Origin of the sequence: Streptomyces sp. NPDC016845, from assembly GCF_044332585.1 — a bacterium.
GTDB lineage: Bacteria > Actinomycetota > Actinomycetes > Streptomycetales > Streptomycetaceae > Streptomyces.
This window is the reverse complement of sequence record NZ_JBIRPI010000048.1, coordinates 1-21,188: the sequence shown is the minus strand read 5'-3', so window position 1 is coordinate 21,188 and position 21,188 is coordinate 1. Positions and strand designations below refer to the sequence as shown.

General features: G+C 71.2%; 21 protein-coding genes. 15 read left to right on the top strand and 6 right to left on the bottom strand.

Annotated features, from left to right (window positions below):
- The first annotated feature begins 129 nt into the window (after positions 1–129).
- The 8 genes from ACH4RC_RS41550 (at position 130) to ACH4RC_RS41515 (ending at position 7,231) form a co-directional block, all read left to right on the top strand.
- A complete protein-coding gene (locus ACH4RC_RS41550; RefSeq protein WP_398210121.1) occupies positions 130–792 on the top strand; it encodes an HAD family hydrolase in 663 nt (220 codons plus the stop codon).
- 105 nt (positions 793–897) lie between these two features.
- Complete coding sequence (locus ACH4RC_RS41545) at positions 898–2,112, top strand: MFS transporter (RefSeq protein ID WP_398210126.1); 1,215 nt, start codon at positions 898–900, stop codon at positions 2,110–2,112.
- Complete coding sequence (locus tag ACH4RC_RS41540; RefSeq protein ID WP_398210118.1) at positions 2,063–3,238, top strand: acetoin utilization protein AcuC; 1,176 nt, start codon at positions 2,063–2,065, stop codon at positions 3,236–3,238. The genes ACH4RC_RS41545 and ACH4RC_RS41540 overlap by 50 nt, the downstream gene beginning before the upstream one ends.
- A 139-nt stretch (positions 3,239–3,377) precedes the next feature.
- The gene (locus ACH4RC_RS41535; protein WP_398210117.1) at positions 3,378–4,193 is read left to right on the top strand and encodes a phosphatase; all 816 of its coding nucleotides are present in this window, start codon (positions 3,378–3,380) and stop codon (positions 4,191–4,193) included.
- 129 nt (positions 4,194–4,322) lie between these two features.
- On the top strand, positions 4,323–4,535 hold the full coding sequence (locus ACH4RC_RS41530; protein ID WP_398210114.1) for a helix-turn-helix domain-containing protein: 213 nt from the start codon (positions 4,323–4,325) through the stop codon (positions 4,533–4,535).
- A gap of 148 nt (positions 4,536–4,683) precedes the next feature.
- Positions 4,684–4,782 carry a 30S ribosomal protein bS22 gene (locus tag ACH4RC_RS41525; RefSeq protein WP_003948845.1) on the top strand — a complete coding sequence of 33 codons (99 nt, stop codon included), beginning with the start codon at positions 4,684–4,686 and terminating at the stop codon, positions 4,780–4,782.
- A 320-nt stretch (positions 4,783–5,102) separates the two neighbouring features.
- Complete coding sequence (locus ACH4RC_RS41520) at positions 5,103–6,176, top strand: NAD-dependent epimerase/dehydratase family protein (RefSeq protein WP_398210112.1); 1,074 nt, start codon at positions 5,103–5,105, stop codon at positions 6,174–6,176.
- A gap of 14 nt (positions 6,177–6,190) precedes the next feature.
- Positions 6,191–7,231 (top strand): lysophospholipid acyltransferase family protein, encoded by a 1,041-nt coding sequence (locus ACH4RC_RS41515; RefSeq protein WP_398210109.1) that lies wholly within the window; start codon positions 6,191–6,193, stop codon positions 7,229–7,231.
- 96 nt (positions 7,232–7,327) lie between these two features.
- On the opposite strand, the gene ACH4RC_RS41510 is transcribed toward ACH4RC_RS41515, so the two are convergent.
- From ACH4RC_RS41510 to ACH4RC_RS41500, 3 genes are all read right to left on the bottom strand, one after another.
- Positions 7,328–8,557, bottom strand: a complete 1,230-nt coding sequence (locus tag ACH4RC_RS41510) for a DUF5667 domain-containing protein (protein WP_398210106.1) — start codon at positions 8,555–8,557, stop codon at positions 7,328–7,330.
- 294 nt (positions 8,558–8,851) lie between these two features.
- Positions 8,852–9,649 carry an ECF subfamily RNA polymerase sigma factor, BldN family gene (locus ACH4RC_RS41505; protein WP_398210104.1) on the bottom strand — a complete coding sequence of 266 codons (798 nt, stop codon included), beginning with the start codon at positions 9,647–9,649 and terminating at the stop codon, positions 8,852–8,854.
- 308 nt (positions 9,650–9,957) lie between these two features.
- Positions 9,958–10,899 (bottom strand): HAD family hydrolase, encoded by a 942-nt coding sequence (locus ACH4RC_RS41500; RefSeq protein ID WP_398210123.1) that lies wholly within the window; start codon positions 10,897–10,899, stop codon positions 9,958–9,960.
- 168 nt (positions 10,900–11,067) lie between these two features.
- Here ACH4RC_RS41500 and ACH4RC_RS41495 point away from each other — a divergent pair, with 168 nt between their 5' ends.
- The 7 genes from ACH4RC_RS41495 (at position 11,068) to ACH4RC_RS41465 (ending at position 19,075) form a co-directional block, all read left to right on the top strand.
- Positions 11,068–11,346, top strand: coding sequence for a glutaredoxin family protein (locus ACH4RC_RS41495; RefSeq protein ID WP_398210101.1), 279 nt, complete (start codon positions 11,068–11,070; stop codon positions 11,344–11,346).
- Between the two features lie 332 nt (positions 11,347–11,678).
- On the top strand, positions 11,679–12,467 hold the full coding sequence (locus ACH4RC_RS41490) for a redox-sensing transcriptional repressor Rex (RefSeq protein WP_398210098.1): 789 nt from the start codon (positions 11,679–11,681) through the stop codon (positions 12,465–12,467).
- Entirely contained in the window at positions 12,464–14,119 is a 1,656-nt protein-coding gene (locus tag ACH4RC_RS41485; protein ID WP_398210096.1) for a glutamyl-tRNA reductase, read from the top strand. The genes ACH4RC_RS41490 and ACH4RC_RS41485 overlap by 4 nt, the downstream gene beginning before the upstream one ends.
- Positions 14,116–15,081, top strand: coding sequence for a hydroxymethylbilane synthase (hemC, locus tag ACH4RC_RS41480; protein WP_398210093.1), 966 nt, complete (start codon positions 14,116–14,118; stop codon positions 15,079–15,081). Before ACH4RC_RS41485 ends, hemC begins: the two co-directional genes overlap by 4 nt.
- Positions 15,078–16,751, top strand: a complete 1,674-nt coding sequence (locus tag ACH4RC_RS41475) for a uroporphyrinogen-III synthase (RefSeq protein WP_398210090.1) — start codon at positions 15,078–15,080, stop codon at positions 16,749–16,751. The genes hemC and ACH4RC_RS41475 overlap by 4 nt, the downstream gene beginning before the upstream one ends.
- Positions 16,752–16,851: 100 nt before the next feature.
- Positions 16,852–17,844 (top strand): porphobilinogen synthase, encoded by a 993-nt coding sequence (gene hemB, locus ACH4RC_RS41470; protein WP_398210087.1) that lies wholly within the window; start codon positions 16,852–16,854, stop codon positions 17,842–17,844.
- A 40-nt stretch (positions 17,845–17,884) separates the two neighbouring features.
- Positions 17,885–19,075, top strand: coding sequence for a winged helix DNA-binding domain-containing protein (locus ACH4RC_RS41465; RefSeq protein WP_398210085.1), 1,191 nt, complete (start codon positions 17,885–17,887; stop codon positions 19,073–19,075).
- 152 nt (positions 19,076–19,227) lie between these two features.
- Here ACH4RC_RS41465 and ACH4RC_RS41460 read toward each other — a convergent pair whose 3' ends face one another.
- The 3 genes from ACH4RC_RS41460 to ACH4RC_RS41450 form a co-directional block, all read right to left on the bottom strand.
- A complete protein-coding gene (locus ACH4RC_RS41460; protein ID WP_398210082.1) occupies positions 19,228–19,917 on the bottom strand; it encodes a DUF4232 domain-containing protein in 690 nt (229 codons plus the stop codon).
- A 262-nt stretch (positions 19,918–20,179) separates the two neighbouring features.
- Complete coding sequence (locus ACH4RC_RS41455; RefSeq protein WP_398210079.1) at positions 20,180–20,356, bottom strand: hypothetical protein; 177 nt, start codon at positions 20,354–20,356, stop codon at positions 20,180–20,182.
- Positions 20,357–20,574: 218 nt separating this feature from the next.
- The coding region (locus tag ACH4RC_RS41450) for a tetratricopeptide repeat protein (RefSeq protein ID WP_398210077.1) at positions 20,575–21,188 on the bottom strand (614 nt) is incomplete at its 5' end.

The window sequence follows — 21,188 nt, the reverse complement described above, 5'->3', positions numbered from 1 at the left end:
CAGGGGGGACCCTGTGGGAGAGTAGGACGCCGCCGAACTCATTGTAGAGAAAAGCCCCGTGCCATATGGCACGGGGCTTTTCTGCGTTCAGGGGCCGATCGCAGTGAAGGCAACCGTAGAGTTCGGCGTATGCGCTATGAACTCGTCATCTTCGACAATGACGGCGTCCTCGTCGACAGCGAGCCGATCTCCAACACCCTCCTCGCCGGCTATCTCACCGAACTCGGGCACCCGACCTCGTACGAGGACTCCCTGCGGGACTACATGGGCGCCGCCATGCACCGCGTACACGACCTCATCGCGGAGCGGACCGGGAAGCGGCTGCCCGCGGACTTCGATGACGTGTTTCACGGGCGGGTCTTCGACGCGTTCGAGCAGGAGCTCAAGCCCGTTCCCGGCGTCGTCGACGTCCTGGAGAAGCTGACCGCCGACGGAGTCGCCTATTGCGTGGCCTCCTCCGGAAGCCACGAGCGGATCCGCGTCGGGCATCGGACGACCGGGCTCGACAGGTGGTTCGAGGAAGGGCGGATCTTCAGCTCGCAGGACGTGGGGCGAGGGAAGCCGGCCCCCGACCTCTTCCTCCACGCCGCCGAGCGCATGGGCGTGGCGCCCGAGAAGTGCCTGGTCATCGAGGACAGTCCGCTCGGGGTGCAGGCCGCCGTCGCCGCCGGGATGGATGTGTACGGGTTCACCGCCATGACGCCGGCCGAGCGGCTCGGTGCGGCGACGCAACTCTTCGCCGACATGCGCGAGTTGCCCGCCCTCCTGGCATCCTGCGGTTCCGCCGATTGACCCGGTGATCCATCTACCCACGAGTATTCCCAGGGCATACGCTGTGCCGCCATGACCGATGGCACGGGCACCGGCGGCACGGGCGGCACCAAGGGCACGAGTGGCATAACCGGCGCGATGCGCCGCGGGCGGAGGGCGCTGGGGTTCAGCTTCTTCGCCCAGGGAGCGGCCTTCGCGCTGCTCGTGACGCGGATCCCCGCGCTCCAGGACCAGTACGGGATCTCCGACGGGCTGCTGCCCGTGTTCCTGGCCGCCGTGCCGATCCTGGCCGGGGCCGGCAGCGTAGGTACCGAGCAGCTGGTGAAGCGGGTGCGGCCGAGCCGGGTGCTGCGGTGGTCGCAGCCCGTCGCGCTCCTGGCGCTGCTCGGCGTCGGCGCCGGGGACAGCATGTGGCAAGTGGCCGTCGCGCTCGCCGCGTTCGGGCTCGCCGTGGGCGCCCTCGACGCCTCGATGAACATGCTCGGGGTCAGTCTCCAGCGGGCGTACGGGCGCAGCATCATGCTCGGGTTTCACGCCGCGTACAGCCTCGGCGGGATCGTGGGCGCTTCGCTCGCCTGGGCGGGGGCGCACTGGGATCTCTCGCTGTTCGTGCTGTACCTGCCGGTGACCGTGGTGTTCGTGCCCGCGCTCTTCGTGGGGAGTCGGTGGTACGTCGATGCCGACGTTCGCGCCGTCGAGGACGCTGTGCGGGAGCAGGCGGGTGGGCTCGTCTTCAAGATGCTGCTGCCGCTGTGCCTGGTGATGACCTTCGCGTACATCGGGGACTCGACCGTCTCCAACTGGAGCGCGAAGTACTTGCAGGACGTCCTCGGCAGCTCCGAGCAGCTGTCGACCGTCCCGTACAACGTCTACATGGTGATGACGCTGATCGGGCGGGCCGTGGGCGATGTGGGGGTGCGGCGGTTCGGGGCCGTGGCCGTGGTGCGGATGGGGACGGTCATCGCCGCCGCCGGGTTCGGTGCCGTGGCGATCGCGCCCGGCGCCTGGGCGGGCGTGGCCGGGTTCACGCTGATCGGGCTCGGGTTGTGCGTGATCGTGCCGCAGACCTTCGCCGCGGCGGGGCGCATGTTCCCCGGCGCCTCCGACGCGGCCATCGCGCGGCTCAATATCTTCAACTACGTGGGCTTTTTGATCGGTTCGCCGCTTGTCGGGGCGCTGGGTGACGCGTGGAGCTACCGCTGGGCGATGCTCGTACCGATGGCGCTGGTGCTCGTGACGCTCGTGTACGCCCCTTCGTTCGGATCCGGGGCGGACCGATACGGTGGCAGGCATGAGCGGCCGCGCGCAGTTGATGTGGGACCCGGCGGTGACGGGGTATGACTTCGGGCCAGGACACCCGATGGATCCCGTCCGACTCGACCTGACCCGGCGACTCGTCGACGCCTTCGGGCTCGACCGGGACGTCGAGGTCGTCGCGGCCAAGCGGGCGGGTGAGTCGACGCTGCGGCTCGTGCACCGCCAGGACTACGTGGACGCGGTCAAGGCAGCCTCGGCCGATCCGGGCGCGGCGGACCAGGCGTACGGGCTCGGGACCGTCGACGATCCCGCCTTCGCCGGGATGCACGAGGTGTCCGCGCTGATCGCCGGGCAGTCCGTGGGCGCCGCCGAGGCCGTGTGGCGCGGGGACGCCCTGCACGCCGTGAACTTCGCCGGCGGGCTGCATCACGCCATGCCGGGTGCCGCGTCCGGGTTCTGTGTGTACAACGACGCGGCGCTCGCCATCGCCCGGCTGCTCGAACTGGGCGTCGAGCGGGTCGCGTACGTGGACGTGGACGTGCACCACGGGGACGGCGTGCAGGCCGCGTTCTGGGAGGACCCGCGCGTGCTCACCGTCTCCCTGCACGAGCATCCGCGGACGCTCTTTCCGCAGACCGGGTGGCCGGAGGAGACCGGGGCCGAGGGCGCCGCCGAAGGGACGGCGGTCAATGTGGCGCTGCCGGCCGGGACCGGGGACGCCGGATGGCTGCGGGCCTTCCACGCCGTCGTGCCGGAGCTGCTCGCGGAGTTCCGGCCGCAGGTCCTGGTGACGCAGCACGGGGCCGACACGCACTTCGAGGACCCCCTCGCCCACCTCGCGGTCTCGCTCGACGCGCAGCGGGCCGTGCAGGTCGCCTGCCACGAGCTGGCGCACGAGTACGCGCAGGGGCGCTGGGTGGCGCTCGGCGGGGGCGGGTACGCGGTAGTGGACGTCGTGCCACGCTCCTGGACGCATCTGGTCGCCATCGCGGCCGGGCGGGAGGTCGCGCCGGAGACGCTGACCCCGGAGGGCTGGCGGCAAGAAGTGTATGCGCGGACACGGCAGTTGGCTCCCGGGCGGATGACGGACGGGCGCTGGCCCGTCGAGCACCGCGAGTGGGAGGCGGGGTACGACCCGGCCGACCGGCTCGACCAGGCGATCCTGGCCACTCGTAAGGCGGCGTTCCCGCTGCGGGGGCTGCTGCCGTAGCCGGCTGCTGTCGTCTTGGCCGCTGCCATAGCCAACACATGACCCGGCTCACGGAACTTCGGCCCCGCGTTACTCCGACTGTGGGGTGTTCGGGGCTTTTCGGCGGTATCCGGGCGGCCGATGCGCCAGCATCAGGCACGTGTTGAGCACCGGCGCCCTGCGTGCGCACCTGTTGGCGGCTCGCCTTGCCGGGCCCGTGACGACCTCCCGCGAGGAGAGCCTGCGGAGTTACCGCCTCTTCGAGGCGCGCGACCCACGGGTGCTGCTCGGGCTCGACCCCGAATGGGCGTGGGGGCAGCGGGACTTGCTCGCCCTCATGGCCGACAAGTGCGGCGTATCGGATGATCCCGGGCATACCTCGGGCTGTGACGTCATCGATCCGGAGCTGACCCTGGCGGCGCTGGACGCGTTCGGGGACCGTCTCGGCAGGGCCGCCCACGAGCGCTCCCCGGTACTCTTCGGGACCGGACATCCGCACCGTCTGCTCGGCTTCTACGCCGCGCTTGCGGACGCGTTGTCGGCGCTCGGATGTCCCGTCCTCACCCCGGCGCAGGGTCAGAGTGTCGACATAACGACCCGGTTCGGACTACGTACGTACAACCTTGACTACGTACGAGGAGTCGCGCTGGTGCGCGAACCCGGCGCTTGCGCCCCCGGCGGCGAGCCCGGCGCGCACACCCACTCCCCCCTCCCGGTTCGCACCGCACTGGCGGGTTGCGCGGAGGCCGGGTGGCCCCTCCCGCACCTTGTCATCGGAGACCACGGGTGGGTCTGCGGTGCAGGTCAGTTGGGGTTCGATGCCATCGGCCTGGCCGATACCGACGATCCCGCGCTGTTCGTCGGTGAGGCGGAGGGGCGAGTGTCCGTCGTCGTTCCGCTTGATGACGCTGTGCGGTCTGATTACTACCGACCGCTTACTCGCTATGTACTCAATCGAGCGTGTCTGTCACAGTAGGCGGCCGATCGCTGCTCCTCTTCCCCACTCGCACCACACGCCCCTAGTCTGGGGAGTGAGCACGCAACGACGTTGAGTCACCGGAAGGGGAAGCCGGTGGCCGTCGAGTGCGGAAGGTTCAGGTGTGTCATGGCTGCTGGTGAGAGTAGGCCTCTGAACGAGGTGCAATTCCTGACCGTGGCGGAAGTCGCGGCGGTCATGCGAGTGTCCAAGATGACCGTGTACCGGTTGGTGCACAGCGGTCATCTGCCCGCGATCCGGGTGGGGCGGAGCTTCCGCGTCCCCGAGCAAGCGGTCCACGAGTACCTCCGCGAGTCCTATGTGGGGGTGGAGACCGGCTGAGACCGGCTGATCGACCCCTCGATTTCTAGCTCGGCGCCCGGGCGGGGTACGCTGGCCCTCCGTAGGTCGTGTGGGCCCCAATGCAGCCCCGCACCGAGTGATTGTCCCCGCACCGCGGGGGTTGTCCGAGAAGTGAGCGAGGGTAGTCGTGGGCTCTGTTATCAAGAAGCGGCGTAAGCGGATGGCGAAGAAGAAGCACCGCAAGCTGCTGAAGCGCACGCGTGTGCAGCGTCGCAACAAGAAGTAAGCGACCGCTGCGTCAACAGCGCGATCTGTGGCCCTTCCACCGTTTTCTTTCGGTGGGAGGGCCACAGTGCGTTCACGAGCTGTCCAGGGTGCGTTCCGCGCGCGGCCCGAGTCCGTTCCGACTGCGTTTCGGACAAGTTCTTCCAGGCACTCGTGGAGGCGGTACCGCGCGGAGCAGGCTCTGGGCTGTACGTACGCCTGTGGCTGTCGTCACTTCCTGCATCGGGTGGACATCACAGCGCAACGACGAAGCGCTAACGTGAGCCGCGACACGGGGACGTTGAGCGCGGCGGGGCTGGGGACGGAAGGTAGGCGCTGATCTTGGGCAAGGTCGTGCTCGTGACCGGGGTGGCCAGGCAGCTGGGGGGCCGCTTCGTACGGCGCATCCAGCGGGACCCCGAAGTGGACCGGGTCATCGGTGTGGACGCGGTACCGCCCGCGCACCATCTGGGCGGCGCGGATTTCCTCCAGGCCGACATCCGGCAGCCGACGATCGCGCGGGTGCTCGCCGAGCACTCCGTCGACACGGTCGTGCACATGGACGTCACCGGGACCCCGCTCGCCAGTGGCGGCCGCGGCTCGGTGAAGGAGACCAACGTCATCGGCACGATGCAGCTCCTCGGCGCGTGCCAGAAGGCGCCGAGCGTGCGGCGGCTCGTCGTGAAGTCCAGTACGAACGTGTACGGGTCCGCGCCGCGCGACCCGGCCGTCTTCACCGAGACGACGCCGCCGAAGTCGCTGCCGAGCGGCGGCTTCGCCAAGGACACCGTCGAGGTCGAAGGATATGTGCGCGGGTTCGCCCGGCGCCGGCCCGACGTCGCGGTGTGCGTGCTGCGGTTCGCCAACATCCTCGGGCCGAGGGCCGATTCGCCGCTCTCCGAGTACTTCTCGCTGCCGGTCCTGCCGACCGTGTTCGGCTACGACCCGCGGCTGCAGTTCGTGCACGAGGACGATGTGATCGAGGTGCTGCGGCTGGCCTCGCGCGAACCCGAGCGTGCCACGCTGAACAGCGGGACCTTCAACATCGCGGGCGACGGCGTCCTGCTGCTCTCGCAGTGTTCGCGGCGGCTCGGCCGGCCGACCGTCCCGGTGCTGCTGCCCGCGGTGACCTGGGTGGGCGGCGCGCTGCGTACGCTGGGGGCGACGGACTTCTCGCCCGAACAGATCAGGCTGCTCACCCACGGGCGGATGGTGTCGACGGTCCAGATGAAGGACACGCTGGGCTTCCGGCCCCTGTACTCGACCGCGGAGACCTTCGAGGACTTCGTCCGCGGCCGGGGCCCCGGGCTGCTGCCGCCGAAGGCGGTGGCGGGAGCCGTCGACAGGATCGCGTCGCTGCCGTTCCTCGGCGGCGGGCGCACACCGAGCCACCCCCCGACGCAGAGCGCCAACTGAGGAGCGCGGACACGATGGCGGACGCCAAGGTCATTCGGTTCGACGACGACAGGTCGCGGGGTGCCACCGGGAAGGGCGCCGGGCGGCGCAAGGGCCGGCGCAAGAGCGAACCGGCGGGGGCGGCCGGGGACGTACACGAGATCAAACCACTGCCGGTGCAGCGCTCGGAGCCGGAGCCCGCGCCGTCACCGGAGGTGCCCGTGGCCGAGGAGCGCGGGGGCTGGGAGCGGCGGGTCGCGGGCGGGCTCTCGTTCCTGCGGCGGCGGCTCACCGGGGAGTACGAGATCGACGAGTTCGGCTACGACAAGGAGCTCACCGACCAGGTCCTGATGTCGCTGCTGCGGCCCGTCGCGGAGAAGTACTTCCGCGTCGAGGTGAAGGGCGTGGAGAACATCCCGTCCGAGGGCGGGGCGCTGATCGTCTCCAACCACTCCGGGACCTTGCCGCTGGACGGCCTGATGATGCAGGTCGCCGTGCACGACAACCATCCGGCCGGACGCCATCTGCGGCTCCTCGCGGCCGACCTGGTGTTCATGCTGCCGGTCGTCAACGAGCTGGCGCGCAAGGCCGGCCACACGCTGGCCTGCGCGGAGGACGCGCAGCGGCTGCTCGAGAGCGGTGAGCTGGTCGGCGTGATGCCGGAGGGGTTCAAGGGCATAGGGAAACCGTTCAGCGAGCGGTACAAACTGCAGCGGTTCGGGCGCGGCGGGTTCGTGTCGACCGCGCTGCGCGCCGGGACGCCGATCGTGCCGTGCTCGATCGTCGGGGCGGAGGAGATCTACCCGATGCTCGGCAACGCGAAGACGCTGGCGCGGGTGCTCGGCTTCCCGTACTTCCCGATCACGCCGACGTTTCCGTGGCTCGGGCCGCTCGGGGCGGTGCCGCTGCCGACGAAGTGGACCATCCAGTTCGGGGAGCCGATCCTGACGGACGGGTATCCGCCGGAGGCGGCGGAGGACCCGATGCTGATGTTCAACCTGACCGACCAGGTCCGCGAACAGATCCAGCACACGCTGTACAAGCTGCTGGTGCAGCGGCGGTCGGTGTTCTTCTAGCGCGGCACGCCTTCGCCACGCGGCACAGCGGCACGCCTTTGCCACGCAGCGCGAGAGGGCCCGGGGCGAACCCCGGGCCCTCTCGTACCCGTACCGCTAGTCGGCGTCCTCCGCGTCGATGCCCAGGCCGGGGAGCAGGCCCGGTAGGAGCGGTGGCAGCGTCACGTCCGGCTTCGGGACCTGCGGGGTGTCGAGCTTGCCGTCGTCCGACGGGGGCGGGCTCGTCTCGTCCTCCGGCGGGTCGAGGAGGCCGCCGGTGGTCTCGCCGAGGAGGCCGTCCCTCTCCTTGCTCGCGCCGCTGCCGGAGCTGGACGGCTTCGGCTTGGTGGAGCTGGTGCCGTGGTGGTCCGTGCCGGACGGGTGGGACGGGGTGGCACGGTCGGTGCCGGACGTCCCCGGCGTCGTGGCTCCGGTGCGGCCGGTGGCCGGGGCGCCGTTGCGGGCCGGGGTCTTGGGGAGCAGCGAGCGCAGCGGGTCGACCTCATGGTCTATGGCGTCGAAGACCGAGCTGACCTCGTCCCGTACGTCCCCGAGCTGGACCGGCAGCCGGTCGCTGAGCGCCTGCCAGCTGCGCCGGTGCGACTCCGAGAACGCGTTCAGCGCCTGGATCGGACCGAGCGAGCCGTCCCGCTTGTACGCGGCGCTGAGCAGCCGGTGGCCCTCGGACGCGTCGTAGCGCATGCCGGAGAGCGCGCGCCGGACCTCGCCGATCGACTCATGGTCGAGGACGCCGCCGCGGTCGCGCTCCATCAGCCGCCGCGCCTCGCTGAGCCGCGTCGACGCCTGGTCGAGGTAGAGCGTGCCGCGGTCCGAGTCGCTGTCGGCCAGGCCCAGCTTGAAGTCCTCCATGCCGCGCTTGAGGCCGTAGAGGTTGTCGCCGGGAAGGGCGCTGGAACTGGCCGCCGCCACTCCGCCGAAGGCACCGGCGGCGACGCCGACCGTGAGCCCGCCCGCGGCGAGCCCCTTGGTCAGGCGGGTGCGGGGCCGTAGGCCCCGCAGGGGGCTCGCCCGGTGCGCTCCTTTGGTCCGGGTCCGCTGCTCCGGTACCGAAGGGCCGATGGTGCCCTCCTTGAGCATGGTCTCCATGGCGGCGACGAGCTGAGCCCGCTGCTCCACTTTGACCTCGGGATCCAGTCTCGGTTTGGGCAGTTCGCCGAGGCCGGAGGCCAGGGACAGCAGCCTGCCCTGTTCGGTCCGATCGGACCGGTCGCCCGCCCGGGCTTCCGGTTCCTCCGGCTGCTGCGCCGCCGGGTCCGGGTCGGACTGGTCCTCCAGGGCCTGGGCGAAGGCGTTCGCCCGCCGGTGTGCCGATACGTTCGCGATCACTGGCGGCACCTCCTCTCGTCATGACGGTCGACTCCCACGTGGTCGACTCCCCAAGGGGTCCTGAGGGTTGCACGCCCTGTCGGCATGCACACGAACGGGTGAGCGGAGCCGGTCCAGGAGTGACCACAGGGAGCCTGCATCCCGCTCAACGAGCGGCGCGGCACTTGGGTTACGGACGAAAGATGATCCGACCACGATCTCATCTCGCCCTCACGGAAGGTGAGTTGAGAATCGCGGACGGTGAGGGGCGCCCGGCGGCGGCGCCGGGGGCGGGCGGCGGTCAGCGGGCGGCGGTCAGCGGGCGTCGTCCGGCAGGAGCCGGGCGAGGGTGCGCACGGCCCGGTACTGGAGGGTCTTGATCGCGCCCTCGTTCTTGCCCATCACGCGGGCGGTCTCGGCGACGGACAGACCCTGGAGGAAGCGGAGCGTGACGCACTCCTGCTGCTGTGGGTTGAGCCGTCGTACGGCTTCGAGCAGGGCCGCGTTGGAGAGGGATTCGAGGACCGAGTCCTCGGGGGAACGCTCCACCTCGTTCGCGTCCAGCATTTCGCCGGTGGTCACTTCGAGGCGGAAACGGCTCGACTTGAAGTGGTCGGCGACCAGGTTGCGCGCGATCGTGACCAGCCAGGCGCCGAAGTCACGGCCCTGCCAGGTGAAGGTGCCGATGCGGCGCAGGGCGCGCAGAAAGGTCTCGCTGGTGAGGTCCTCGGCCGTCGCCTTCCCGCCGACGCGGTAGTAGATGTAGCGGTAGACGGTGTCGCTGTACTGGTCGTAGAGGCGGCCGAAGGCATCGGCCTCGCCGGACTGGGCGCGCTCGACCAGTTCCATCATGCGGGCGCTGTCGCTGTCAGCTGCGGGACGGCGTGGGGCGGACGCCGTCGACGTGCCGGACGCGCCGGCGGCTCCGGACCTGGTCCGTCTGCCGACGGTGGCGGCACCGGAATCGGCCATGGCGAAGCACGGGCCGGCCGGTACGGCGACGGCGAGGGCGGGGACGGCGTACGCGGTGGGGACGAAGCCGCGCAAGCGGTCGATGACCGTTGCGCGCAGCGTAGCCAGGCCCGAGGCGTCAACCCCGACGTGTTGAAACACGGGACTCCCAGAGGCAGAGCTTCCATCACGTGCAGTGCGGGACCGTTCACTCGTCGTGCTGACGTGTGGGTACCGGAATGCGTCTGAGGAGAATAACGCTTCGTGCAGGGAGCGCTACACCGAGTTGCTCAAATCATCGATTACGTCACTTCTGTAGTCGATCGACGAGGGTTTGAGTACCGGAGGGTGACCGTTTGCTGATCGGATCAGGTCATGTTGGGGCTATCCCGGTGACCTGTTGTGGCCGAGTGGTATCAACGGGACTGCCGGAGCCCCTTGCCGGGTAAGCCCCTCTGTCGGTCGAGGGGTCAGCGACGGCGCCGGTGCAGGGCGATCGCCGCCGCCGTGCCGCCCGCGACCGCGCCGACCCCCGCCGCGGCCGGGATGCCGACCTTCGCGGCCTTGCGGCCCGTGCGGTAGTCCCGCAGCCGCCATTCCCGTTCACGCGCGTACTTGCGCAGTTTGGCGTCGGGGTTGATCGCGTACGGGTGTCCGACGAGCGAGAGCATCGGGATGTCGTTGTGGGAGTCGCTGTAGGCGGCGCAGCGGCCGAGCTCCAGGCCCTCGGCGGAGGCGAGCGCCCGGACGGCCTCGGCCTTCGCGGGGCCGTGCAGCGGTTCGCCGACGAGCTTGCCGGTGTAGACGCCGCCGATGGACTCGGCGACGGTGCCGAGCGCGCCGGTCAGGCCGAGGCGGCGGGCGATGACCGTGGCGATCTCCACGGGCGCGGCGGTGACCAGCCAGACCTTCTGGCCCGCGTCGAGGTGTGCCTGGGCGAGGGCGCGGGTGCCGGGCCAGATCCGCTCGGCCATGTACTCGTCGTAGATCTCCTCGCCGATGGACTGCAGCTCGGCGACGCGGTGGCCCTTGACGATGGAGAGCGCGCTCTCGCGGACGTCCTGCATGTGCTCGGGGTCCTCGACGCCGGCCAGCCGGAACCACGCCTGCTGCCAGGCGAACCGGGTCAGCTCACGGCGCTCGAAGAACTTCCGCTTGTACAGGCCGCGCCCGAAATGGAAGATCGCGGCGCCCTGCATCACGGTGTTGTCCAGGTCGAAGAAGGCGGCGGCCTTGTCGTCGCCGAAGACCGGGAATTCCGGTTCCCGTCCTTCCGCGCCTTCCGTCGCGGGCGCCTGCTCCTCCAGTTCCTGCGAGGTCTTGCGGGCGGCCTCCGCCGACGCCTCGCCCGCGAGGACACTGCGCGCGGTCGCGGGGCGCCTGCGAGGTGTGAGCCATCCGAATCCAATCAGCGGCATGGCGTGCCTCCTGCCGGGGCGGCGGTCGGGCGACGGGCGGGACATGGCGCGAGCATAGCCATTCTGTTCGGTGCTTCCGGAGTCGAGAGGATTTCGGGAAGCTGTCGGTCCGTGAAATCCCGGCGTCGTGCAAGGGGAGAAGGCGGGGTCAGAATGGCCGGTATGAGTCCCATTTTTCGCCGCGGTGAGAAGAAGAATCCGCAGGAGCGTGTCGTCACGCTGATCCGGAAGCCCGGGTGCCATCTGTGCGATGACGCACAGGCGGTGATCGAGAAGGTGTGCGCCGAGGTGGGCGCCGCGTGGGAGGCGAAGGACATCACCGAGGACGAGGAGCTGTACCGCAAGTACTGGGAACAGATCCCGGTCACTCTGGTCGACGGGGCGCAGCACGATTTCTGGCGCGTGCAGGAGGAGCGGCTGCGGCGTGCGCTCACGCGGTAGCCGTCCGTGCGCGGGCGCCACCCGCGGTCGCGTAGGTCACTGACCGACGAGTCCAACTCATACCCAAAGTCGCTTAGGATCGGGGGCGGTTTGGTCTCGGGGGGCGTGGATCTGAAGGAAGGTGTCCGGTTTTGCCCCCCACAGGTATGCAACGAGGCTGCCTGCGCGCCGGTTCCACAAAAGCGCGCCGGGGGCGCGTGACCCCGGTCACGTTGGCCGGGCAAATCGGACACCATCTTTGTGCACGCGTTCACAAAGACATAGCCTGCATTCGACGGGGCGGTCCAGGAACTACGAGCCGCCCGCAGCCCCGCTCTACCCGCAGGAGCACCGTGGCAACTGGCCGAAATCACCGACCGGCGACCCGCAGCCGAGGAATTCCCGAGGCCACGGTCGCCCGTCTCCCGCTGTACCTCCGAGCCCTCACCGCGCTGTCCGAGCGCTCGGTACCCACGGTCTCCTCCGAGGAGCTCGCGGCCGCGGCGGGGGTCAACTCCGCGAAGCTGCGCAAGGACTTCTCGTACCTCGGCTCGTACGGCACCAGGGGTGTCGGCTACGACGTCGAGTACCTCGTCTACCAGATCTCGCGCGAGCTGGGCCTGACCCAGGACTGGCCGATCGTGATGGTCGGTATCGGTAACCTCGGCGCGGCCCTCGCCAACTACGGCGGGTTCGCCTCGCGCGGGTTCCGCGTCGCGGCCCTCATCGACGCCGATCCCGCGATGACGGGCAAGACCGTCGCCGGGATGCCGGTGCAGCACGCCGACGACCTCGAGAAGATCATCGACGACAACGGTGTGTCCATCGGCGTCATCGCGACCCCGGCCGGCGCCGCGCAGCAGGTCTGCGACCGGCTCGTCGCCGCCGGTGTCACCTCCATCCTGAACTTCGCGCCGACCGTTCTGTCCGTGCCGGACGGCGTCGACGTGCGCAAGGTCGACCTCTCCATCGAGCTGCAGATCCTCGCCTTCCACGAGCAGCGCAAGGCGGGCGAGAGCGCCATGGAGGCGGCCGAGGGCGCCGTCGGTGTCGAGGGCCCGGCCGCCAAGGTCACCAAGCCCACCGCCGTCGCCGATCGCAAGGGACCCGACGGGGACGTGCCCGCCGTGATGCCGGCATGAGCCTTCTCGTCGTAGGGCTGAGCCACCGCAGCGCCCCGGTCTCCATCCTGGAGCGGGCCGCGCTGAACGCGGACGCCGGGGCCAAGCTCGTCCAGGACACGCTCGCCGCCGAGCCGGCGGCCGAGGCGGCGCTCCTGTCGACCTGCAACCGCATCGAGCTGTACGCGGACGTGGACAAGTTCCACGCCGGTGTCGCCGAGCTGTCGACGCTGCTCGCGCAGCACAGCGGTGTGGGCCTGGAAGAGCTCACTCCTTATCTCTATGTGCACTACGAGGACCGGGCGGTGCACCACCTGTTCTCGGTGGCGTGCGGGCTCGACTCGATGGTCGTCGGCGAGGGCCAGATCCTCGGCCAGATCAAGGACACGCTCGCCCGCGCGCAGGAGCTGCACTCCGCGGGCAAGCTCCTGAACGACCTGTTCCAGCAGGCGCTGCGGGTCGGCAAGCGGGCGCACTCCGAGACCGGGATCGACCGGGCCGGACAGTCGCTCGTCACCTTCGGCCTCGAACAGCTCGCGCAGCGGGAGCCGGTGGCCGCCTGGGCGCAGGGCAAGCGCGCGCTCGTGATCGGCGCGGGCTCGATGTCCTCGCTCGCCGCGGCGACGCTCGCGCGCGCCGGGGTGGCCGAGATCGTCGTCGCCAACCGGACCATGGAGCGCGCCGAGCGCCTCGTGGAAATCCTGGGGGAGGGCGGTACCGCCGCCCGGGCCGTCGCCATGGACGCCGTGGCGGACGAACTGACACGTGCCGACGTGGCCATCTCCTGCACCGGTGCGACCGGGCTCGTCCTGACCGCCGACGTCGTGCGCACCGCCGTCGCGGGCCGGACACCGACCGCGGGCGGCGACGTGCCGCAGCAGGCTTCGGCACCCGGCGCCAAGGCGCCGGCCGAGGGCTGCCCCGTCGACCCGAGCGCCCCCGTGCGCGGCGGGTTCTCGGTCGAGGGCGAGGCCGCCGTCGCCGGGTTCGACGCCGCCGCGCTCGAACAGCACGGCGCCTGGGTCGACAACGCGCCGGCCGAGCGGGTGCGGCCCTCCGAGGCCGACACCATCGCCGCCCTCGCGGCCGCGGGCCGGGTGCCCGAGATGCGCCGCGAGCGGCAGCCCGAGCCCGTGCAGCGCGTCGCGCTCGCCCTGCTCGACCTGGCGATGCCGCGCGACATCGACGCCGCCTCGCACCGCATCGACGGGGTCCGCCTCGTCGACATCGAGTCCCTCGCCGACGCCTCCGCCGACGCGCCGATGGCCGCCGACGTGGACCAGGTGCGCACGATCGTCGCCGACGAGGTCGCCGCGTTCGGCGCCGCCCAGCGCGCCGCGCACATCACGCCGACCGTCGTGGCGCTGCGCACCATGGCCGCGTCCGTCGTCGCCAGCGAGATCGCGCGCCTCGACGGCCGGCTGCCCGGCCTGGACGAGAAGGAGCGCGCGGAGATCACCCAGACCGTGCGGCGCGTGGTGGACAAACTGCTGCACGCGCCGACCGTACGGGTCAAGCAGCTCGCCGCCGAGCCCGGCGGTGCCGGGTACGCGGACGCGCTGCGGACCCTGTTCGACCTGGACCAGGAGACGGTCGCCGCCGTCTCCCGGGCCATCCCCCGAGACCGTGAATCCGCTACCGGCACGGTAGGCAAGAATCGAGGCCCGGCATGACCGCCGCCGACACAGCACTGAGGCTGGGGACCAGGCGCAGCAAGCTGGCCATGTCCCAGTCCGGGCATGTCGCCGAAGCCGTACGCCAGCTGACCGGCCGTGAGGTCGAGCTGGTGGAGATCACCACGTACGGGGACACCTCCCGTGAGCATCTGGCGCAGATCGGCGGGACGGGTGTCTTCGTCACCGCCCTGCGGGACGCGCTGGGGCGCGGGGAGATCGACTTCGCCGTGCACTCCCTGAAGGACCTGCCGACCGCGCAGCCCGAGGGGCTCACGCTGGCCGCCGTGCCGGTGCGCGAGGACCCGCGGGACGCGCTGGTCGCACGCGACGGGCTGACGTTCACCGAGCTGCCGGCCGGGGCCCGGATCGGTACCGGTTCGCCGCGCCGCATGGCGCAGCTCAACGCGTACGCCCGTAGCCACGGAATGACCATCGAGACCGTGCCGATCCGCGGGAACATCGACACCCGCATCGGCTACGTCGAGAAGGGGGAGCTCGACGCCGTCGTCCTGGCGGCGGCCGGGCTCAACCGCATAGGCCGCTCGCGGGAGGCCACCGACCTCCTCGCGACCGACACCGTCCTGCCCGCCCCCGGTCAGGGGGCACTGGCAGTCGAGTGCACCACGAACAACGGTGCGCTCGCCGCCGCGCTCGCCGAGCTCGACGACCCCTTCACCCGGGTCGCCGTGACCGCCGAACGATCCCTGCTCGCCGCCCTGGAAGCCGGTTGCAGCGCACCTGTGGGCGCGCTGGCCGACTTGCTGGCCGACGGGCAGATTGCCAACGAAATGCGCCTGCGCGGCGTCGTCGGGACCACCGACGGCTCCGAGCTGGTGCAGCTGTCCACCACCGGTCCCGTGCCCTCGTCGGAGGACGAGGCGCTGGCGCTCGGGCGGGAACTCGCCGCCGAGATGCTGGCCAAGGGTGCGGCCGGTCTGATGGGGGAGCGAGCACTTTGAGCCCCACCACGCCTCAACCGACCGCCTGCGCACCTGGGCACGTCACCTTCCTGGGTGCCGGTCCCGGTGACCCAGGACTGCTGACACTGCGGGCCGTGGAGGCCCTGACCCGAGCGGATGTGCTGATCGCCGAGCCCGAAGTGCTCGACGTCGTCCGCACGCACGCCGCCGCGGGCGTGACCGTGCTCGACGCGGGCACGCCGGGGCGCACGGCTGCTGACGGGGCGTCAACTGCCGTCGTGGTCCCGGCTCTGAGGGACTGGGCCAATCTTGTCATGGAGGCCGCGGGCAGCGGCAAGCGGGTCGTGCGTGCGGTCTCCGGTGACCCCGGGCTCGACACGTACGCGGCCGAGGAGATGCTGGCCTGCGCCTCCGCGGGCATCGACTTCGAGGTCGTCCCCGGTGTCGCCGCGGCGGTCGGTGTGGCCGCGTACGCCGGTGTCCCGCTGCGCGACGCGCAGGGCGCCGACGTCCGCTTCGTCGACGCCGCCACCGCCTCCGAGCGCTGCTGGAGCGAGGTCGGCGCGTCCGACGGCACGGTCGTCGTCTCCACGACGCTCGACTCGGTGGCCGCGGCCGCCGGTGAGCTGGTCGCGGCGGGCCGCAAGCCGGACACCCCGCTGACCGTGACCGTCGCGGGGACGACGACGCGCCAGAAGACCTGGACCGCGACGCTCGGCACCATCGCGCAGACGTTCAAGCAGGCCAAGGTGTTGCCCTCGCCCGAGGGCGGCCGGCCGGTGATAGCCGTGGTCGGTGAGCGGTCCGCCGCCGCCCAGCGCGACCAGTTGTCGTGGTTCGAGTCCAAGCCGCTGTTCGGCTGGAAGGTGCTCGTCCCGCGTACGAAGGAGCAGGCGGCGTCCCTCTCCGACCAGCTCAGGTCGTACGGCGCGGTGCCGCACGAGGTGCCGACGATCGCCGTCGAGCCGCCGCGCACCCCGCAGCAGATGGAGCGCGCGGTCAAGGGCCTGGTCACGGGCCGCTACGAGTGGATCGCCTTCACCTCGGTCAACGCGGTCAAGGCGGTGCGCGAGAAGTTCGAGGAGTACGGGCTCGACGCGCGCGCCTTCGCCGGGATCAAGGTCGCGGCGGTCGGCGAACAGACGGCGAACGCGCTGATCGCGTTCGGCGTCAAGCCGGACCTGGTGCCGAGCGGCGAGCAGTCGGCCGCCGGTCTCCTGGAGGACTGGCCGCCCTACGACCCGGTCTTCGACCCGATCGACAGAGTGTTCCTGCCGCGCGCGGACATCGCCACGGAGACGCTGGTCGCGGGGTTGATCGAGCTGGGCTGGGAGGTCGACGACGTCACGGCCTACCGGACCGTTCGGGCTTCGCCCCCGCCGGCCGAGACGCGCGAGGCGATCAAGGGCGGCGGCTTCGACGCGGTGCTGTTCACCTCGTCGAGCACGGTGCGCAACCTGGTCGGCATCGCGGGCAAGCCGCACAACGTGACGGTGATCGCCTGTATCGGCCCGGCCACCGCCAAGACCGCCGAGGAGCACGGCCTGCGGGTCGACGTGATGGCTCCGGAGCCGTCGGTGCTCAAGCTGGCCGCGGCGCTCGCCGACTTCGGCGCCCGGCGCCGGGACGCGGCGGTCGAGGCCGGTGACCCGGTGACGCGGCCGAGCGAGCGGCGGCCCGGGTCGCGGCGCAGGCGCGCGGCTCCGTAGCAAGCAGGCAGGGGGCGGGTGCCCGGTGCGAACCGGGTGCCCGCCCTGGTTCATTTGATCCAGGTACACGTAGGTACGTAGGTACGAGGTGACAGTTCCAGTGACTCGGTACGGCTCTTTCCCCGGTGCGCGGCCCCGGCGGCTGCGGACGACTCCCGCCATGCGGCGCATGGTCGCCGAGACGCGGCTGCATCCGGCCGACCTGATCCTCCCCGCGTTCGTGCGGGAAGGGATCGACGAGCCGGTCGAGATCGGGTCGATGCCCGGTGTCTTCCAGCACACCCGGGACTCCCTGAAGAAGGCCGCGGCCGAGGCCGTCGAGGCGGGCATCTCCGGGATCATGCTCTTCGGCGTCCCCCTGGAGGAGAAGAAGGACGGCGCGGGCACGGTCGGCACCGACCCGGACGGCATCCTCCAGCAGGGGCTCCGGGACGTACGGGCCGAGGTCGGGGACGACCTGATCGTCATGTCCGACCTGTGCCTGGACGAGTTCACCGACCACGGGCACTGCGGCGTCCTCGACGAGCAGGGCCGGGTCGACAACGACGCGACCCTTGAGCGGTACGCCGAGATGGCGCAGGTCCAGGCGGACGCGGGCGCCCACGTCGTCGGCCCGTCCGGGATGATGGACGGCCAGATCGGCGTCATCCGTGACGCGCTCGACCAGATCGGCCGCGAGGACGTGGCGATCCTCGCGTACACGGCGAAGTACTCGTCGGCGTTCTACGGCCCGTTCCGCGAGGCCGTGGGCTCGTCGCTCAAGGGTGACCGCAAGACGTACCAGCAGGACCCGGCCAACATCCGGGAGTCGCTGCGGGAGCTGGCGCTCGATCTGGAGGAGGGCGCCGACATGGTCATGGTCAAGCCGGCCGGGCCCTACCTGGACATCCTGGCCCGCGTCGCCGACGAGGTGGACGTGCCGGTGGCCGCGTACCAGATCAGCGGCGAGTACGCGATGATCGAGGCGGCGGCGCAGCGCGGCTGGATCGAGCGGGACCGGGCGATCATGGAGTCGCTGACCGGGATCAAGCGGGCGGGCGCGAACATGATCCTGACGTACTGGGCGACCGAGGTGGCGCGGCGGTTGGGCTGAGCCGGCGGCGCTGTCGGTGCCGTGGCGGAGAATGCCCGCCATGACAGCGACAGCGATCACTGAGCGCGCCCTCAACAGGTCGACCCTCGCACGGCAGTTGCTGCTCCAGCGGCAGCCGGTGGGGGCCGAGGACGCGGTGAGGCGGGTTGTCGCGCTACAGGCGCAGCAGCCCGCTTCGCCGTATGTGGCGCTGTGGAACAGGGTGGCGGGGTTCCGCCCGGCGGACCTGGACGCGGTGCTCGCCGGCTTCCGCGTGGTGAAGTCGACGCTGATGCGGATCACGCTGCACGCGGTGCACGTCGACGACTACGCGGCTTTCCGCGCGGCGGTGGAGCCGACGGTGCGGGGTGCGCGGCTGCGGGATCCACGGTTCAAGGCGTCGGGGCTGACGGAGACGGACGCGGACGCGTTGTTGCCGGAGCTGCTCGAGCGGGCCGAAGTGGCGGGTACCGCCCAGGCGTTGGGGGAGTGGCTGCGGGAGCGGGCCCGCCTCGAAGGGGAGCTGGCGCCGACGGCGTGGCGGATGCTGCGGCAGTACGCGCCGCTGTGGCATGTGCCGGTCGAGGGCGCTCCGTGGGGGTACGTGTCCGGGGCCGGGCAGCGCTATGTGTCGGCGGGCGTGGCGCATCGCCCCGGGCTGCGGGACCCGGAGGCGGTCGCGGAGGCGCTGCGAGTCCTGGTCCGGCGCTACCTCGCGGGGTTCGGCCCCGCGTCCGTGGCGGACATCGCGCAGTTCGGCCTCGTGCAGAAGGGCCGGGTGCGGGCGGCGCTTGGCGACGACCTGGAGGAGCTGCCCGGGCCCGGCGGAACCGTGCTCTACGACGTACCCGGAGGTGTGAGGCCGCCGGAGGAGGTGGCGGCGCCGCCACGCCTGCTGCCGATGTGGGACAGCGTGCTCCTCGCCTACGCGGACCGGGCCCGGGTCCTGCCTCCCGAGTACCGCAAGCACGTGACCCGCGTGAACGGGGATGTGCTGCCGACGGTTCTGGTCGACGGCCACGTGGCCGGGGTCTGGCGGATGGCGCCGGACGGGTCCGGTCTGGAGGTGAGCGCGTTCCGTCCGCTGGCCGGGGACGTGTGGGAGGCGCTGGAGGAGGAGGCGCGGGGGCTGCTCGCGCTGCTGGCGGAGCGGGACGAGGCCGCGTACCGGCGCTATGACCACTGGTGGGTGAAGGGGCTGCCGGTGGTGGAGGCGAAGGTGCTGGGGCAGGTCAGGAGGGTCGAGCCGTGACCTGGGCGATGTACACCGCGCCCTGGACCCGGTCCCGGCCGGATGGAGCGCGGCCGGGGCGCTCCGCGCGGGGGGCCAGCGGTTCCCCGGGGTCTGCGCGCTGTGCGGTCATACGTGGTCCCTCCGGGCACCCCCACGAGGGCACCTGGCGGCTACTGCTTGCCCGTGCCGACCGGGTCGACCGTGACGCCCGCCTCGGTGGGGCTGTCGGAGACCGGGAGGTTGATGGCGACCGGCAGGGTCTTGGAGTGGGTCTCGTTCGGCGGGGTGACGACGAGCTGGGTGATGTCGACGCCGGAGCCGCCGGAGTCGTTGCGCGGGTAGTGCAGGTGGAACCGGGTCTCCTCGCCTGACTTGAGGGTGACGAGCGGCGCGGCGAGCTTGCTGCGGGCGGCGCTGATGCCGCCCGGACCGCTGTCGGCCTTGAGGTCCACGCCCGGGAAGCCCTTGAGGGTGCAGGCGTCGCCGGTGTTCTTCATGGCGACCGTGAAGTCGCCCTCGCCCATGCCGTGGGCGGTGTGGAAGGCGAGGTTGGCGGTCTTGCAGGGGCCGGTGGTGATCTGGCCGCCGCCACTGCCTTCGGCGGAACCGTCGGTGGCGGTGGTCCCGGCGCCGGAGCCGTTGGAGGAGGGCGAGTTGGCGGAGTCGGCGGAGCCGTTCGTCTTCGAGGACGAGGACGAGGACGAGGACGAGGACTGGGGTGAGGAGGAGGACGAGGACGCTGCCGTGGACCCGGAGTCGTTCGCGCCGGAGGCCTTGTCGTCGTCGCCGCTCTGGCAGGCGGTGAGGGAGAGACCCGCGACGAGGGCGATACCGGCGAGAGTGATCTTCTGTGCGCGCATGGTGCCTTCCTGGCGGTCGGTTCGGAGTGCTCGACACGAGCGTTCCTTGCTGCCTCCTAGGACCCGCCTGTGCCGCGCGGCCGTTCCCTCCGCCCGTTCCCTCGTACATGCCTGTTACACGAAGCGCCCTCCGGGCGGGGTTCTGTCACAGGTCGGCAACGCGAAGAGGGGGCCGAGCTTTCGCTCGGCCCCCTTGTGAATGACTCGGCCGCGGCGGCTCCCCCTCCGCGCCGCCGCGGCCGATCCCCGTCGGGAATGAGGCTTACTTGCCGCGCGGGTCCACAGGCGGCGCGGGCATCTGGTTGTCCATCGTGACGATGGTGTCGTCGGCGGGCGGCGCCGGCATCTGGTTGTCCATCGCGATCATGGGCTCGTCCGCGGGCGGGACGGGCATCTGGTTGTCGAGCGGCCTGGCCTGCGTCTTCTTCTGCTCGCTCATCGGTTCGTACTCCTTCGCAACGGCGAGAGCTGGTGTGAAGCGCCCGTCCGGAAGTTCCCCCGTGGACCGCCGGACGGGCGATCAGAGCCGCAGATTAGCCGTAGCGGCTCCCCCGTGAACCGTCTGCCCCCCGATGCGACGGTCCGATGGCTATGAGAGTGCCGTGTCGCGATAAACGAATGCTGAACGCCTGCGGCAACTGGGGCGGCGGACGTCGCTCAGGCCGCCGCCGTCGGCCTGAGCAGGGCGCGGACCTCGCCGGCTTCGGGGGCGCCGTGCTCCTCGTAGAGCTTGAGCGCCTCGCGCCAGCAGACGCGGGCCCGGTCGACCTGGCCGAGCCTGGTGAGGGCGTGGCCGAGGAGCGTGAGGACGTTGCCCCGCATCCGGTCGCCGCCGATGCACCCGATGGCGAGGGCCTGTTCGGCGTGCTGGGCGGCCTGCGCCGGGCGGAGGGCGGCGACGTGCGCCTCGGCGATGCGGAAGTGCGTGGTCCCTTCCCAGAGCCGCTGGCGGTGGTCCACGAAGATGGTGACGGCCTCGTGCAGCTGGCTGAGCGCCTCGTCGTGCCGGGCGGCCTTGGTCAGCGCCATGCCGAGGGCGTAGTGTCCGTTGGCGAGCCGCATGGTCCTGCCGAGTTCGGCGAGCAGGGCGAGGCCGTGCCGGGCGATGTCGACGGCCTTCGCCACGTTGTCCATGCCGAGGTGGGCGCGGGACAGGTTGAACAGGGTCGTCGCCTCGCCGGCCCGGTTGCCCGCGGTGGTGTAGCCCTGGATCGCCTGGTCGAAGAAGACCTTGCCGTCCAGGTACTGGTGCTGGTGCAGGGCGATGAGCC

What these genes read in the sequence shown, in the direction of transcription:
- ACH4RC_RS41550 (WP_398210121.1), top strand. Translation starts at nt 130, where the DNA reads ATGCGCTATGAACTCGTCATCTTCGACAATGACGGCGTCCTCGTCGAC.
- ACH4RC_RS41540 (WP_398210118.1), top strand. Translation starts at nt 2,063, where the DNA reads ATGAGCGGCCGCGCGCAGTTGATGTGGGACCCGGCGGTGACGGGGTAT.
- ACH4RC_RS41530 (WP_398210114.1), top strand. Translation starts at nt 4,323, where the DNA reads ATGGCTGCTGGTGAGAGTAGGCCTCTGAACGAGGTGCAATTCCTGACC.
- ACH4RC_RS41515 (WP_398210109.1), top strand. Translation starts at nt 6,191, where the DNA reads ATGGCGGACGCCAAGGTCATTCGGTTCGACGACGACAGGTCGCGGGGT.
- ACH4RC_RS41495 (WP_398210101.1), top strand. Translation starts at nt 11,068, where the DNA reads ATGAGTCCCATTTTTCGCCGCGGTGAGAAGAAGAATCCGCAGGAGCGT.
- ACH4RC_RS41485 (WP_398210096.1), top strand. Translation starts at nt 12,464, where the DNA reads ATGAGCCTTCTCGTCGTAGGGCTGAGCCACCGCAGCGCCCCGGTCTCC.
- hemC (WP_398210093.1), top strand. Translation starts at nt 14,116, where the DNA reads ATGACCGCCGCCGACACAGCACTGAGGCTGGGGACCAGGCGCAGCAAG.
- ACH4RC_RS41465 (WP_398210085.1), top strand. Translation starts at nt 17,885, where the DNA reads ATGACAGCGACAGCGATCACTGAGCGCGCCCTCAACAGGTCGACCCTC.
- ACH4RC_RS41460 (WP_398210082.1), bottom strand. Translation starts at nt 19,917, where the DNA reads ATGCGCGCACAGAAGATCACTCTCGCCGGTATCGCCCTCGTCGCGGGT.
- ACH4RC_RS41455 (WP_398210079.1), bottom strand. Translation starts at nt 20,356, where the DNA reads ATGAGCGAGCAGAAGAAGACGCAGGCCAGGCCGCTCGACAACCAGATG.